The sequence below is a fragment of the Sporolituus thermophilus DSM 23256 genome (assembly GCF_900102435.1).
Taxonomy (GTDB): Bacteria; Bacillota; Negativicutes; order Sporomusales; family Thermosinaceae; genus Thermosinus; species Thermosinus thermophilus.
In genome coordinates, this window is the sequence record NZ_FNBU01000005.1 from 1 (window position 1) to 14334 (window position 14334).

A 14334-nucleotide genomic window follows, 5' to 3' on the forward strand; every position below is an offset into this window, starting at 1 on the left:
TGTTCAACGCGCCATGAACTGGGCAGCATTATCCTGACAACTAATCTGGATTTTGATAAATGGCCGGACGTCTTCGGCGATGCACGGATGACGGAAGCGCTCATTGATCGATTAACGCATCGTGCGGACATCCATGTCATGAACGGCGAAAGCTACCGTTTTCGCCAAACCCTTGAGCTGCGAAAGCGTGTTGCTAAAGAAAACTAAAAGTGTTTTTGCTAATGACTATTTCTAGGCAGAATTATCTGTCATTTTACCAGCGATTAGCAAGGCCCGGTCAACTTTTGCTCTAGCACGGGCGGTCAACTTTTGTGTTGACAAAACCAAACATAAGTTTTTGGGGCTACCTGGCTGGTAGCCCTTTTTTTGGTGAATACGCGTTATATCTTTCTTCCTTTCCTTCCCTATGGATATGCGCCTTTTTGTATGGTCTTGAAAATGCATACATATAATATAGTGTGGAAGGAAGTGGGGATGTGAAGCTACTGTCTGTTGGCTTGACTGGTACTATCGAAGAAATCCGGGCAAGACTGCAACGAGACTGCGGCAGTTTGGTCCAGGACGGGTTTCGTATTACTATTGATGAATTAAGCAAGGGGCGATATACCTTTCTTGGCTGTAATATTATTGAAGGCGAACTGTCCTTTCGCAATTATGAACGCATAAAAAAACTGCTTAAACATTTCGTGGCCAAACTTTTAACCGATCAGATTTTAGAACGCGAGGAAATAAATATTATTCGTAAAATTATTGACCGTAATTATTCGTATCTTAGTGTAGAAGAACGTAACATTGTTTTGGAAACCACTTTAAAAATCCTAAGTAATGGAGGGGCTCTGCTCGAAGATTTTAGTCTTTCTGCCCGGCATTCCCAAATATTGAACCGAATTTTAGAGTATTTAGATAACCACCATGAACTGGTTTTGGATGGCTTTATCACCTTCCGGCTTAAGGATTATCGCGACCGGTTGGCCCAGATCGTCGATAAAGCTGTTGACGAGTACACGATGGACGTCGAATATAAAGAATTTATCCGTATATTACGTTACTTTGTCGATGTGCAACAGCCGCGGATTAAAGAGGTCCATGTGGTTATCAATGCCAATGACACGTTTAAACTACTCGATACCCTAGGACAACCAATCCCTAGTCAGTATCTGGAAAACTTTATTGTCCAGAATTCGGAAGTAATCAATTACGAGGACATCTTGATTACAGCTCTAATTACCATTGCTCCGTTCAATATCATGCTCCATAATCTGGAGGCCGCCAAGTCGCCTAATTTGGTAGATACGATTAAAAATATATTTGTAGGCAGGGTTGCAATCTGTCCCGGTTGCGACTTATGTCTATAGCCGTTGACTTGTCTGCTAAAACTATGTATAATGTTTCTAAAGTAAAATAGTGCCAATAGTAATGCGGAGGACATGGCAGTAATATTTCACCCGTTTCAGAGAAAAGGCGTCGTAGGCTGTGAGCGCCTTTACGGGCCGTTGCTGTTACCCCCTCCAAACTGCTTGGCTGAACATATAGTAAGCCAAGCCGGGCGCGTCCCGTTATGTTAACGAAGTGGGCTTAAACAGGCCAATCAGGGTGGAACCGCGGGCTAACTCTCGTCCCTTGGAATGGGCGGGAGTTTTCTTATTTTTGACGCTAAATAGCATTGGTTTAATAAAATTTGTTGTATGAGGAGGATACATGTGAGTAAGCTTCAAATTGTGCTAAAAGACGGGGCAATTAGGGAAGTCGAACCAGGCACGACCTTAATGCAACTGGCCGAGAGTATTAGTCGCAGTTTAGCCAAAAGTGCGCTTGTTGCCAAACTTGACGGTCAAGTTGTCGACTTGGCCTACCGCCTCAATAAAGGAGGGAAAGTTGAGTTTCTAACCTTTGAGGATGAAGAGGGTAAAGGCGCTTTGCGGCATAGTGCTTCGCACATCCTTGCCCAAGCTGTTAAACGCCTTTACGGGGATGTAAAGCTTGGTATTGGTCCGGCAATTGCCACCGGGTTTTACTATGATTTTGATACAACTCATACCTTCACGCCGGATGACCTGGAAAAAATTCAGGCTGAAATGGAAAAGATTGTGAAGGAAGATCTGCCTATTGAGAGAATGGAAGTTAGCCGTGAGGAAGCGCTTCGGCTTTTTACGGAACAAGGTGAAGTTTATAAGGTGGAGCTTATTCGTGACCTGCCAGAGGATGTAACGATTAGCCTCTACCGGCAGGGCGAGTTTATTGATCTTTGTGCAGGGCCGCATGTACCGTCAACGGGGCGGGTTAAGGCGATAAAGCTGCAGAGTCTTGCCGGCGCTTACTGGCGGGGCGACGAAAAGCGGAAAATGCTCCAGCGTATCTACGGTACGGCATTTGAGAAAAAGGCTGACTTAGACGCTTACCTCCATATGCTGGAAGAAGCCGCTAAACGTGACCATCGTAAATTGGGCCGCGAGCTGGACTTGTTCAGTATCCAAGATGAAGGCCCTGGTTTTCCTTTTTTCCATCCTAAAGGGATGGTTATTCGCAATGAGCTCGAAAATTTCTGGCGGAAACTACACGTAAAGTATGGTTATCAGGAAATTAAGACGCCAATTATTCTCCACCAGCGGTTATGGCAGCAATCGGGCCATTGGGACCATTATCGGGAAAATATGTATTTCACTACTATTGATGGCGAAGGTTATGCGGTCAAGCCAATGAACTGTCCTGGCGGTATTCTCGTCTATCGTACCCAGCACCATAGCTATCGGGACCTTCCGCTGCGCACCTGCGAACTTGGTCTAGTTCATCGGCATGAGTTGTCCGGCGCTTTGCACGGTTTGATGCGTGTACGCAGTTTTACCCAGGACGATGCCCATATTTTTATGCTGCCCTCGCAGATTAAAGACGAAATTCAAGGTGTTATCGACTTATTTAACGAAGTCTACAGCACGTTTGGCTTATCTTATCATGCCGAACTCAGCACCAAACCGGAAAAAGCCATGGGTTCAGACGAAATTTGGGAAGTTGCCACCAACGCGCTCCGGGAGGCACTGGAAGAACGCGGCATGCCATACAAAGTTAACGAAGGGGATGGCGCATTTTACGGTCCCAAAATCGACTTTCACCTCCAGGACTCCATCGGTCGGACCTGGCAGTGCGGTACCATTCAGTTAGACATGCTTATGCCGGAAAAGTTTGATCTTACTTATGTCGGTGAAGATGGCCAGAAGCACCGTCCTGTTATGATCCACCGTGTTGCTTATGGCAGTTTGGAGCGGTTCATTGGTATCCTCATCGAGCATTATGCCGGCGCTTTTCCGACTTGGCTTGCACCTGTCCAGGTTAAAATTCTGCCGATAACCGACCGGCATGTCGCTTATGCTCAGGAAATCGCAACTCTCATGCGTGACAAAGATATCCGGGTAGAAGTAGACAGCCGCAACGAAAAGATTGGCTATAAAATTCGCGAAGGCCAACTGGAGAAAGTACCCTATATGTTGATAGTAGGGGATAAAGAGGTTGAAACCCGGACGGTTGCGGTAAGAAAGCGCGGCCAAGGGGACATCGGCGCACAAGCCGTAGACGATTTTATTGCCGCTATTTTGGCAGAAATACAAAGAAAAATAAATAATTGATTGTTAGCTTGACTTTTATGGCAATGGATGCTAACATATCATAGTAAAGTTAAATAAGCTTGACAAGTAGAAGCCATCCGCTTCTCACCTTACAACGCGTTAGCAGTTCGTAAGGTTCTGTAAACCCTTGTTTACGCTTTATTGCGGGTGGTTTATGCCATCCGTTTTTTTGTTTGGCAGTATCATAGGAGGTGAGCGGCAATTAGCAAAGATACCACGATGAGGATTAATGAAGAAATCAGGGCGCGTGAAGTTCGGGTTATCAGCAGTACCGGAGAGCAGTTGGGGATTATGCCGCTGCGGGATGCGCTACGCCTGGCCGGTGAGCAACAGCTTGACCTGGTAGAAGTGGCGCCCCAGGCTAAACCGCCGGTTTGCCGTATTATGGACTTTGGCAAGTTCAAGTATGAGCAACAAAAGCGGGACAAAGAAGCCAAGAAAAAACAAAAAATCATAACCGTAAAAGAAGTAAAGATTCGGCCTAACATTGAGGATCATGACTTCAATGTTAAAATAAAACATGCGCAGCGGTTCCTGGAAGACGGCGATAAAGTAAAAGTAACGATCATGTTCCGGGGACGCGAGCTATCCCACCCTGAATTGGGCAAACAAGTTCTAATGAAGATGGCAAATGAACTGAAAAACATTGCTACCGTGGAACGCGAGCCCAAACTGGAAGGAAAAAATATGATTATGATTCTTGCACCCAAGACACATAATTAAAGGGAGGACCAATCATGCCGAAAATTAAAACTCGCAAAAGTGCTGCAAAACGTTTTAAAGTTACTGGCTCTGGTGAATTTAAAAGGGCGAAAGCTTTCAAGAGCCATATTCTTGAAAAAAAATCTCCGGCTCGCAAACGTAATCTGCGCAAGGCCGCCCTTGTAAGCAAAGCGGACTATGAACGTGTAGCGCGCATGCTGCCTTATGCGTAAGGAATACAGACTACAACGATAATTGCTAGGAGGTTATACACATGCCAAGAGTAAAAAAAGGGGTAACTGCACATAGACGTCACAAAAAAATCTTAAAACTGGCAAAAGGTTATCGTGGCGCCAGAAGTAAACAATTTAAGAAAGCTAACGAGCTAGTAATGAAAGCTCTATACTATGCCCGCCGTGACCGCCGGGCCAAGAAAGGCGAATTCCGTAAACTTTGGATTGCTCGAATTAACGCGGCGGCTCGCATCAATGGCTTATCTTACAGTCAGCTTATTAACGGCCTGAAAAAAGCTGGCGTGGAAGTTAATCGTAAAATGCTTGCCGATCTGGCAGTAAATGATATGGCTGCTTTTAGTAAACTTGTTGAAACAGCAAAAGCTCAACTTTAATAAATAATAGACGACTCTTGAATTTTATTTTTTCAAGAGTCGTTTTTATTTGCATAATCACGGAAAAAATGGAAACAATTTTGTCTAAGTTAATGAACGGCTTGTTGTGAATTGTATTTTAATTAGAATTTTTAAGATAATTCGGCAGGTTTTTTTGTGGTGGCCCGCGAATAAGATATATCAACTAGAGTGCCACTAAAATAATCCAAGTAAGGAGGAGTTCAACCTTGGCCTTAGTAACGATGCATGAACTACTTCAAGATGCACGGAAGCGTAAGTACGCGGTGGGCGGGTTCAATGTCTTTAATTTTGAGACATTGGGCGCAGTAGTCGAAGTTGCGGAAGAACTAAAAACACCTTTGGTGCTCGGTATTCCGGAACGGCTGTTTAAATTCGTCGACGTGGACACTCTTGGCGCGGCAATGGTACGCGCTGCCCAGAAAGCTTCTGTTCCAGTTGCGTTACATCTTGATCATGGGCATACTTACGAAGGTATTATGAAGGCTATCCGTTGGGGATTTACTTCGGTAATGTTTGATGGCTCATCTTTGTCTTTTAGTGAAAACTTAAAACGGACGAAAGAAATCAGTCGCATAGCCCATTCCCTTGGTATTTCTGTCGAGGGTGAATTGGGCTATGTTGGCTGTTATGATAGTTTGCGTGATCTAAACGAAGATAATTTGGTGAAACCGGAAATGGCGGCTGACTTTGTTGACAAAACGGGAGTTGATGCACTGGCTGTTGCGGTAGGCAACAACCATGGGGCATACCGCGGCGCGCCAAAGTTGAACTTTTCCCGCTTAAGCGAACTCAGCGCCGCCGTTCAGGTACCGCTTGTCATGCACGGAGGAGCGCGCCTTACCAGAGACGAATACCGTAATTCTATTCAGTCAGGCATCACCAAAATAAATATTGCTACCGATATGTCGCAGGCGGCAGCGGAAAGACTGAAAGCCGAATTGGCAAAAAATCCGAATGCAAACTATATCCACCTCATGTCGGTTGTCAAAAAAGGAGTTAAAGACTCGGTTCGTAAGTATATGTTATGCTTTGACTGCATTTCCAAAGCTATTTAAAAAATCCGGCTCAGACAAAACACCCGTCACAGACGGGTGTTTTGTACTTGTATTGTTTGTTTTCGGGGAAAACTGGTAAAATTATTTTAGGATAACTTTATCAGGAGTGTAAAGGGTGAAAAAGGAAAAACAGTTTGTGGTTATAGGGCTTGGCCGTTTTGGCACAAGCGTGGCTCGTTCGCTTCATCGGTCCGGCTATCAGGTATTGGCCGTCGACATTAATGCGGAACGCGTACAAAAATTCAGCGATGAAGTAACTCATGTTGTCCAGGCGGATACCACAGACGAAGCCAGTTTGGAAGCATTAGGGATACGGAATTTTGACGTAGCAGTTGTCGCGATTGGCGACGATATTCAGGCCAATGTACTTACTACCTTGCTGTTAAAAGAAATGGGGGTACGCTATATCGTAGCAAAAGCCCGCAATTTTCTTCACGGCAAGATGTTAAAAAAAATCGGCGCCGATCGGGTGGTTCACCCTGAATACGATATGGGGCAGCGTGTTGCCCATAATCTTGTTTCCACTAATGTTTTTGATTATATTGAACTGTCCCCCAATCTCGGCTTGGTGGAAATCTCTGCCCCGCACGCCCTCGTAGGACAAACGCTGGTTGGGGCCGACCTACGGGCTAAATATGCAATTAATATTGTTGCTATTAAGCGGGGGGAGCAAATTTTAGTACCACCCAGTCCTACCGAGAAAATTACCGCCGGGGACGTCTTGATCGTAGTGGGGCAAAATGATGGAATCCAACGGCTGGAGGAATTGGAATGACAGACGTGATCACTAGTCCTAACAACCAAATAATAAAAAAAGTAGCTTCACTAAAACAAAAAAAATACCGGGACGAATACAATCTATTTGCAGTCGAAGGTATTCGGCTGGTAGAAGAAGCGGCTGGTTCCGCCTGGCGGCCAGCTATATGTTTTTATACGGAAAAGGCAGCAGCGGCAAAACGGGTGCAGTCGACACTGGAAATTCTTGCGGCCAAGGGATGCCGGATTGTTGAGGTATCTGATAATGTCTATACTAAAATTACCGATACGGATCAACCGCAGGGCATCCTTTGCGTAATGGAAAAAAAGCAATATACCTTTAGCGACTTACAAGCTTCCGATAGGGCTCTGATTGTCATTCTTGACAATGTCCAGGATCCCGGTAATATTGGTACAGTGGTGCGAACCGCCGATGCCGCCGGCTGCTGCGGCGTCATCCTCACGAAGGGTTGTGCTGACTTGTTTTCTGGAAAAACGGTTAGGGCTACCATGGGCTCTCTTTTTCATTTGCCGGTGATAACCGGGGTTACAGAGCAAGAGGTCGCCGCCTTTTTAGAGCAGCGGAACATCCGCTTATTAGCTACAGCATTAGATGCTTCATCTCTTTACCACGATGTTGATTTACGTGGTCCGGTAGCGATTGTTTTTGGTAATGAAGGAGCGGGAGTGAGTAAGGCAATACTGGAAAAGGCGGACGAGCGCGTGTATATACCGTTATACGGGCGCGCCGAATCGCTCAATGTCGCTGTAGCAGCCGCTGTTATTCTTTATGAGGCCCGACGGCAGCGACGGATGGCTTACTTGTAATTTCGGGGGTATTGTGCTATAATACGGTTAGCAATGACCTGAAATTTCCAACAATGGGCAGTGAGGTGTGTCTCATGGTAGTGACCGCCGAATTTTTTTGGAGAATGTTTGAAGCCACTGGTTCCATTGCTGCGTATCTTTTATATAAGCGTTTGATGCTCCAATAGTGCATTTGGCGATGACGGAGAGAGTAGGCTAGTACGGTTTCACAGGGAGAATACGCCATAGATTGAGAGCGTATTCAACACGGCTAGCGGAAGTTCACTCCTGAGCTTTCGGACTGAAAGGACATTGATTGTCCCAGTAGGCCGGACGCGTTTTCCGCGTTAGAGGAAATTGAGTACAAATTAGGGTGGTACCGCGGGAGTCCGGACTTTCGCCCCTTAGGGGTGAAAGTCTTTTTTATATCCTTTTTTAAGATAAATTTGCGTCAGTGGAGGTATGTATGGAAGAAAAACTGCAGACATTGAAAAATACGGCAGTTGACGAATTGTCGCGAGTGGCCGACATGGAAACCTTAAATGAACTGCGGGTCAAATATTTAGGAAAAAAAGGGAGTTTGACCGCTGTTTTGCGCGGAATGGGATCGCTTAGCCCTGAAATGCGTCCCCGCATCGGCCAAATTGTCAACGAAATTCGGGAAGAGTTAGAACGAATTATCGCCAGTAAAACAGAGGAGTTAAAGCAGGCCGAACTTATGCGGCGGCTCGCTGCAGAGAAAATTGATGTGACTCTCCCGGGACGCCGTCCGCCCAGCGGGCATTTGCATCCTATTACCCTAACTTTAAACCGTATTAAAGAAACATTTATGCGCATGGGTTTCAAAGTAGCCGAAGGTCCGGAAATAGAAAATGATTATTATAATTTTGAGGCTTTGAACTTGCCTCAGGATCATCCCGCGCGCGACATGCAGGACTCTTTTTATATTACCGAAGAATTTTTGCTGCGCACGCATACTTCGCCGGTTCAAGTTCGGACCATGCAGTCTGTAAAGCCCAACCAGCCGGTTCGTATCATTGCTCCCGGCAAGGTCTACCGACGTGACTATGATGCCACGCATTCGCCTATGTTTCATCAAGTTGAAGGGCTGGTTATTGGCGAAGGCATCAGTTTCGCTGATTTAAAAGGAACTCTGGAGCTTTTCCTTCGCGAAATCTTTGGCGGCGGTGTTAAGGTGAGGTTCCGTCCCAGCTTTTTTCCTTTTACCGAGCCAAGCGCCGAAGTAGATATTTCCTGCGTTATGTGTGGGGGGACAGGCTGCCGTGTTTGTTCAGGCACCGGTTGGTTAGAAATTCTCGGATCCGGCATGGTTCATCCACGGGTTCTGGAGATGAGCAATTTTGATCCGGCAGTAGTGAGCGGGTTTGCTTTCGGCATGGGAGTGGAACGCATTGCTATGCTGCTATATGGTATTGACGATCTTAGGTTGTTTTATGAAAACGATTTGCGGTTTTTGCAGCAATTTCGCTAATAAGGATGAGGGAGGAAGTGTATGCGCGCGTCCATAAAATGGTTAAAAGATTATGTAACATTTACGGACAGCCCTGAAACGTTAGCCGAAAAGCTTACCATGGCCGGCGTTCCTGTTGCTTGTATCGAGTATCTGGGCAAAAACATTGACCGGGTGATTACGGGCAAGATTAAGGAAATTCGTAAACATCCCGCTGCCGACAGGTTATTTGTTTGCCGGGTCAATACGGGAAGGGAAGATTTAACGATTGTAACCGGAGCCACCAATATTCAAGAAGGGCAAATCGTACCTGTCGCTTTGGTAGGGGCGAAATTGCCGAACGGACAGGAAATTGACCATGCTGTATTCCGGGGCGTCGAGTCGCACGGCATGTTGTGCTCAGCTGAGGAGCTGAATCTGGATAGTAAGACCATTTCGCCGGAGCTGCGCGACGGCATCTATATTTTACCGCCCGATACGCCTATTGGGATTGATGTAAAGGAAGCGATGGGTCTCGATGATGTGGTTTTGGAATTCGAATTGACGGCAAATAGAGCGGATTGCTTTAGCATTCTTGGTTTAGCCAGGGAAATTGCTGCCTTGACAGGCGGCGTTTTGCGTAAACCTATGCTTAATTTACGGGAGACGGGCGGGGAAAAAGCGGCCGCACTGGTAGATATTGCGATTGCTGAGCCGGCCTTGTGTTCGCGTTTTGCGGCAAGAGTTCTGCGCAATGTCAAGGTAGGTCCCTCACCTGTCTGGTTACAGCACCGCCTGCAGGCGGCAGGTATGCGTCCCATTAACAATGTAGTAGATGTCACCAACTTTGTTATGTTGGAATTGGGGCAACCCATGCATGCTTATAATTATGACCTCTTAGCCCGTCACCAGATTATTGTGCGGCGGGCTTATCCGGGCGAACGGCTGACAACATTGGATGGCGTCAAGCGGGAGTTGACTCCCGACATGCTGGTCATTGCCGATGCGGTACAGGCTGTTGGGATTGCCGGCGTAATGGGTGGACTGGCTACAGAAGTGACGGAAAGCACCAAGACCGTTTTACTCGAGGCCGCTGCATTCAACGGCGCCAATATCCGGCGGACTTCCCGGGCGTTAGGGCTGCGGTCGGAAGCATCGGGACGGTTTGAACGGGGTGTTGATGTTACCAATATTGTCCGTGCTTTGGATCGGGCAGCCAAACTGCTGGAAGATATGGGCGCATGCACTGTGTGTCCTGGCATTGTTGACCAATATCCGACCGTTGTTTTACCGCGGCAAATTAGCTTCACGGCAAAGCAAGTGAACAATTTTCTAGGTACGGAAGTGCCACAGGCGAAGATGGTCGATATTCTGCGCCGCTTGGAATTTGATGTGGATGTACATGGTGAAAAGCTCACGGTCACCGTTCCAACCTGGCGCGCCGATGTTGCCGGTCCGGCCGACATTTGCGAAGAGGTTGCGCGTATTTACGGATATGACAAAATACCTTCCACCACCCCCAGTGGCGACATAGTTTACGGCGGCCAGAGCAGTCTGCAGAACGTGATTGATAGAGCCAGAAACATTTTGGCCGGGATTGGTTTTACGGAGACTATTTCATACAGCTTTACCCATCCAGCCGTATTGGACAAGCTAAATGTACCGCAAGACAGTAGTTTACGGATGGCTATTCCGCTCCTCAATCCTATTACCGATGATTTTCCGCTGTTGCGGACGACGCTGCTTGGCGGCTTAATGGAAACCATTGTACGTAACCTTTCCCGGAAGAACGAAGATATGAAGATTTTTGAAGTAGGGGCAGTTTATCGTCCGAAGCAGCTTCCGCTCAAGGATTTCCCGCAGGAACCGTTGATGGTGTGCGGTGCTCTGACCGGGAGGCGGTATGAACTTTCTTGGAATCAAGCAAAAGAATTTGTTGACTTTTATGATGCCAAAGGCGCCGTCGAAACATTGCTTACAAGTATCGGTATTAGCGGCTATAAGGTAGAAGAAGGAACCCACTACGCGCTTCATCCGGGCAAAACCGCCGTTTTTGTCAAGGACGGCGACCGCTTGGCCGTAGTCGGCGAAGCGCATCCAAAAGTTTTGGACGCATTTGGGCTGAATCGTCCAGTATATCTCTTTGAAATAACCGCCGAAATTTTATTGAGGCACGCTGTCCCGATACCAGCTTACCAACCTTTGCCCCGGTTTCCGGCAATTGTACGTGATCTGGCGATAGTACTGGCGAGTGACGTTTCCGTTGACCGCGTAACTCACGCTATTTGGGAAAGCGGCGGGCCGCTGTTGGCCGATGTGAAGCTCTTTGATGTTTACACCGGCGAGCAAGTTCCGAAAGGGTCGCGCAGTTTAGCCTTTTCCCTTACTTTCCGGGCCATTGACAGAACATTAACGGATAGTGAAGTCGAAGTTTACTATAAAGATATTGTTATTTATCTCGAAAAAACGCTGGAAGCTAAACTGCGGGTTTAACCAACAAATGTCTTTTGGAAAAACACATTAATTACTTTACCTGTATCGATTTTTATGTTAAACTGTAAATCAAGATGGACGTAGGCACATCACTCGGACGAAAGATGGGTCGGTCCTATTGCCGACCCGTCTTTTTTTTGAGGAAGTGCTTATAAGGTGCCAACCATCAGCAAATTCTAGTATTATACTGCTGAAGAGGGGGAAAGGTATGAACATTTTTCGCACTAAGAGCATTGATTCGCTGAAAGAGGGCGCCGAACAAAAAGGTCTGAAAAAAACGCTAGGGGCCTTAGACATGGTGATGTTAGGCATCGGCTGTATTATTGGCACGGGTATTTTCGTCTTAACCGGGGTCGCTGCCGCTAAGTATGCCGGCCCGGGAATTATGCTTTCGTTTGTTCTTTCTGGTTTGGCCTGCGCTTTTGCCGCGTTGGCTTATGCCGAGCTGGCAGCCATGGTTCCAGTTGCGGGCAGTGCCTACACCTACTCTTACGCTGCGTTGGGCGAAATTATCGCCTGGATGGTTGGTTGGAACTTAGTCCTGGAATATTCCGTCGGTTCCAGTGCTGTCGCGGCCGGCTGGTCAGGGTATATGGTCGGTCTCCTTAAATCGGCGGGAATTGAATTGCCCCATGCGTTCACAGCCGTTCCCGCCGATGGAGGGATTGTTAATCTACCGGCAATGGTTATTGCTTTGTTCTTGAGTGCCTTACTGGTGCGGGGTACCAAAGAAAGCGCAACCCTAAATAAAATTCTCGTGTTTATTAAATTAGCTGCCGTATTTATCTTTCTTGTACTAGCCGGCCCGAAAGTGAATCCTGCTAATTGGTCCCCCCTTATGCCTTACGGTTTTTCTGGTGTTGCCGCAGGGGCAGCCATCATCTTTTTTGCTTATATCGGTTTTGATGCTGTTGCAACGGCTGCCGAAGAATGTCGCAATCCTAACCGTGATTTGCCGATTGGTATTGTGGGCTCGCTTGCAGTATGTACGATACTTTATATTGCTGTTGCCGGCGTTCTCACCGGTGTTGTTCCTTATCAGCAACTTAACAACGCTGAACCTGTTGCCTACGCTTTGCGGACTATTGGTTACAATATGGGTTCGGCTTTGGTGGGCACAGGCGCAATTGCTGGTATTACTACGGTACTACTTGTTTTGATGTATGGTCAGACCCGGATCTTTTTCGCTATGTCACGTGACGGGCTTATTCCCGCCAGCATCTGTAAAATCCATCCTAAGTACGGCACGCCACACATTATTACTCTCGTCGCCGGCATTGCCGTTGCGTTGATTGCCGGCTTTACACCGATTGGCATTATTGCTGAACTGACTAATATTGGCACCTTGTTTGCTTTTGTTGTTGCAGCGGTAGGGGTTTTTGTACTCCGTTATACAAAACCTGATGTTCATCGGCCTTTCCGGTGTCCGGCGGTAACGATTGTGGCTCCTTTGGCCGTTCTGTCGTGCAGCTATTTGATGTATAATCTTCCTGGGGAAACTTGGGTTCGGTTTATTGTCTGGAGCGCCATTGGCCTTGCGGTGTATTTTATCTATAGTTACCGTAATAGTGCTTTGAACAAATACAAGGCAGCGGCTGAAGCTAAATTGCGCTAGTTATTATTTTTGAAGTAGGCAGTTTATGTCACATAAACTGCCTTTTCTTTTTTGAAGGCAGGAAAAAGAAAGGCTGGGTCGAATTAAGCAAAAATTAACGGGAAATTTTGGTGATATTAAAAATAGTTAGGTGGCGCTATGGACGGCAAAAAAACAAAAATTACAGTTGAAATATTTGGAGAAACATACGCCTTAAAAGGCGATATTGAGCCAGAACGGATTCTACGCGTGGCAGCTATGCTGGATGAGCGCATGAAAAAAATTGCTAAGGCGAATTCCCGGTTGTCTCCGTCCAAAGTTGCCGTATTGGCTGCATTGAACATTGCCGACGAGTATTTGCGTTTGGAACAGGATTATCAACAACTGTTAAAAATGCTGAAGGACGAAAAATAATACCATTGCTCCGCAGCGTCACTGATAATTGCTCCGGAATACGGCTCTTTCTGTCTGTTCATAATAACAGACAGAAGGAGTGGTGCTATGTTTGGTTACGAAGGCGTAGGGCAAGTGATAGTGCGGATGATCGCCATCTTTGCGGTTGCCCTTGTTGTCGTACGAGTTATGGGTAACCGGGCCGTCGGCCAGCTTTCACCCTTCGATTTTGTGCTTATGGTCGGAATAGGCGATATTGTAGCGAATGTGGCGATGGACGGCACGGAAGCTCTGTGGGCTGGTGCGGAAGGCCTGGTCGGTTTATTATTGCTCCAACAGTTATTGGCATACCTGGCTCTTAAAAATAAGACGCTCCGCAAATGGTTTGAAGGGGCGCCGGTCACGTTAATTGAAAATGGACGCATTCTTCGTGAAAACTTTGTAAAAACACAGTTTAATTACGATGACCTGCGCCAGGAACTTCACAAGCTAGGTATGGATATTACCAATGTTAAGGATATAAAACTGGCGCGCCTGGAAAGCTGCGGCACCTTTTCGGTTATTAAGGTACCGGAAAAGGAACCGCTCACCCGACAAGATTTTGCTGATTTCTTAAAAAGTTTTTATGAAAACCCCCTTAGTCCACAGGGGGGGCAATGGGCTAAGCTGGAACAGTTTATGGCCGACATACACTGTCTCGCCGAACAAATCCGCAAGCAGCGGCAAGAGATGGTAGATGACGGTCAAGAAGACGCGGGGAAAGAACTGCATTAAAGGGGAAGGGGGTAACGCCCTTCTTTTTCCATTTCATAAGGAGG

At 46.7% G+C, this 14334-nt stretch carries 15 protein-coding genes and 2 other annotated features; all 15 genes read left to right on the plus strand.

Going from position 1 to position 14334, the window contains the following annotated elements:
• Positions 1-207: ATP-binding protein (locus BLQ99_RS04215; RefSeq protein ID WP_171904593.1), on the plus strand; the 207-nt coding region annotated here is incomplete at its 5' end.
• Between the two features lie 269 nt (positions 208-476).
• Positions 477-1355 (plus strand): putative sporulation protein YtxC, encoded by an 879-nt coding sequence (gene ytxC, locus BLQ99_RS04220; protein WP_093688462.1) that lies wholly within the window; start codon positions 477-479, stop codon positions 1353-1355.
• Between the two features lie 52 nt (positions 1356-1407).
• Positions 1408-1624: a binding site (T-box leader), on the plus strand.
• 142 nt (positions 1625-1766) lie between these two features.
• Positions 1767-3617, plus strand: a complete 1851-nt coding sequence (thrS, locus tag BLQ99_RS04225) for a threonine--tRNA ligase (protein WP_425440870.1) — start codon at positions 1767-1769, stop codon at positions 3615-3617.
• Between the two features lie 58 nt (positions 3618-3675).
• Positions 3676-3796 (plus strand) — a sequence feature (ribosomal protein L20 leader region).
• Between the two features lie 40 nt (positions 3797-3836).
• Positions 3837-4340 (plus strand): translation initiation factor IF-3, encoded by a 504-nt coding sequence (gene infC / locus BLQ99_RS04230; protein ID WP_093688466.1) that lies wholly within the window; start codon positions 3837-3839, stop codon positions 4338-4340.
• Between the two features lie 14 nt (positions 4341-4354).
• Positions 4355-4552, plus strand: a complete 198-nt coding sequence (rpmI, locus tag BLQ99_RS04235; RefSeq protein ID WP_007290285.1) for a 50S ribosomal protein L35 — start codon at positions 4355-4357, stop codon at positions 4550-4552.
• 41 nt (positions 4553-4593) lie between these two features.
• A complete protein-coding gene (gene rplT, locus BLQ99_RS04240; protein WP_093688468.1) occupies positions 4594-4947 on the plus strand; it encodes a 50S ribosomal protein L20 in 354 nt (117 codons plus the stop codon).
• A 227-nt stretch (positions 4948-5174) separates the two neighbouring features.
• Positions 5175-6023 (plus strand): class II fructose-bisphosphate aldolase, encoded by an 849-nt coding sequence (locus BLQ99_RS04245; protein WP_093688470.1) that lies wholly within the window; start codon positions 5175-5177, stop codon positions 6021-6023.
• Positions 6024-6138: 115 nt separating this feature from the next.
• Positions 6139-6798 (plus strand): potassium channel family protein, encoded by a 660-nt coding sequence (locus BLQ99_RS04250; protein ID WP_093688472.1) that lies wholly within the window; start codon positions 6139-6141, stop codon positions 6796-6798.
• Positions 6795-7607, plus strand: coding sequence for a TrmH family RNA methyltransferase (locus tag BLQ99_RS04255; RefSeq protein WP_093688474.1), 813 nt, complete (start codon positions 6795-6797; stop codon positions 7605-7607). Before BLQ99_RS04250 ends, BLQ99_RS04255 begins: the two co-directional genes overlap by 4 nt.
• Positions 7608-7681: 74 nt before the next feature.
• Positions 7682-7774 (plus strand): YqzL family protein, encoded by a 93-nt coding sequence (locus BLQ99_RS15400; protein WP_071934012.1) that lies wholly within the window; start codon positions 7682-7684, stop codon positions 7772-7774.
• Between the two features lie 278 nt (positions 7775-8052).
• The gene (pheS, locus tag BLQ99_RS04260) at positions 8053-9078 is read left to right on the plus strand and encodes a phenylalanine--tRNA ligase subunit alpha (protein WP_093688476.1); all 1026 of its coding nucleotides are present in this window, start codon (positions 8053-8055) and stop codon (positions 9076-9078) included.
• A gap of 21 nt (positions 9079-9099) precedes the next feature.
• Complete coding sequence (gene pheT / locus BLQ99_RS04265) at positions 9100-11529, plus strand: phenylalanine--tRNA ligase subunit beta (RefSeq protein ID WP_093688478.1); 2430 nt, start codon at positions 9100-9102, stop codon at positions 11527-11529.
• 208 nt (positions 11530-11737) lie between these two features.
• Positions 11738-13144, plus strand: a complete 1407-nt coding sequence (locus BLQ99_RS04270) for an amino acid permease (RefSeq protein WP_093688480.1) — start codon at positions 11738-11740, stop codon at positions 13142-13144.
• 138 nt (positions 13145-13282) lie between these two features.
• The gene (locus tag BLQ99_RS04275) at positions 13283-13537 is read left to right on the plus strand and encodes a cell division protein ZapA (protein WP_093688482.1); all 255 of its coding nucleotides are present in this window, start codon (positions 13283-13285) and stop codon (positions 13535-13537) included.
• A gap of 87 nt (positions 13538-13624) precedes the next feature.
• Positions 13625-14290 (plus strand): DUF421 domain-containing protein, encoded by a 666-nt coding sequence (locus BLQ99_RS04280; RefSeq protein ID WP_093688484.1) that lies wholly within the window; start codon positions 13625-13627, stop codon positions 14288-14290.
• Positions 14291-14334 lie beyond the last annotated feature (44 nt).

What these genes read in the sequence shown, in the direction of transcription:
- pheS (WP_093688476.1), top strand. Translation starts at nt 8,053, where the DNA reads ATGGAAGAAAAACTGCAGACATTGAAAAATACGGCAGTTGACGAATTG.
- rpmI (WP_007290285.1), top strand. Translation starts at nt 4,355, where the DNA reads ATGCCGAAAATTAAAACTCGCAAAAGTGCTGCAAAACGTTTTAAAGTT.
- BLQ99_RS04280 (WP_093688484.1), top strand. Translation starts at nt 13,625, where the DNA reads ATGTTTGGTTACGAAGGCGTAGGGCAAGTGATAGTGCGGATGATCGCC.
- pheT (WP_093688478.1), top strand. Translation starts at nt 9,100, where the DNA reads ATGCGCGCGTCCATAAAATGGTTAAAAGATTATGTAACATTTACGGAC.
- BLQ99_RS04270 (WP_093688480.1), top strand. Translation starts at nt 11,738, where the DNA reads ATGAACATTTTTCGCACTAAGAGCATTGATTCGCTGAAAGAGGGCGCC.
- BLQ99_RS15400 (WP_071934012.1), top strand. Translation starts at nt 7,682, where the DNA reads ATGGTAGTGACCGCCGAATTTTTTTGGAGAATGTTTGAAGCCACTGGT.
- infC (WP_093688466.1), top strand. Translation starts at nt 3,837, where the DNA reads ATGAGGATTAATGAAGAAATCAGGGCGCGTGAAGTTCGGGTTATCAGC.
- rplT (WP_093688468.1), top strand. Translation starts at nt 4,594, where the DNA reads ATGCCAAGAGTAAAAAAAGGGGTAACTGCACATAGACGTCACAAAAAA.
- BLQ99_RS04275 (WP_093688482.1), top strand. Translation starts at nt 13,283, where the DNA reads ATGGACGGCAAAAAAACAAAAATTACAGTTGAAATATTTGGAGAAACA.
- thrS (WP_425440870.1), top strand. Translation starts at nt 1,767, where the DNA reads ATGCAACTGGCCGAGAGTATTAGTCGCAGTTTAGCCAAAAGTGCGCTT.
- BLQ99_RS04255 (WP_093688474.1), top strand. Translation starts at nt 6,795, where the DNA reads ATGACAGACGTGATCACTAGTCCTAACAACCAAATAATAAAAAAAGTA.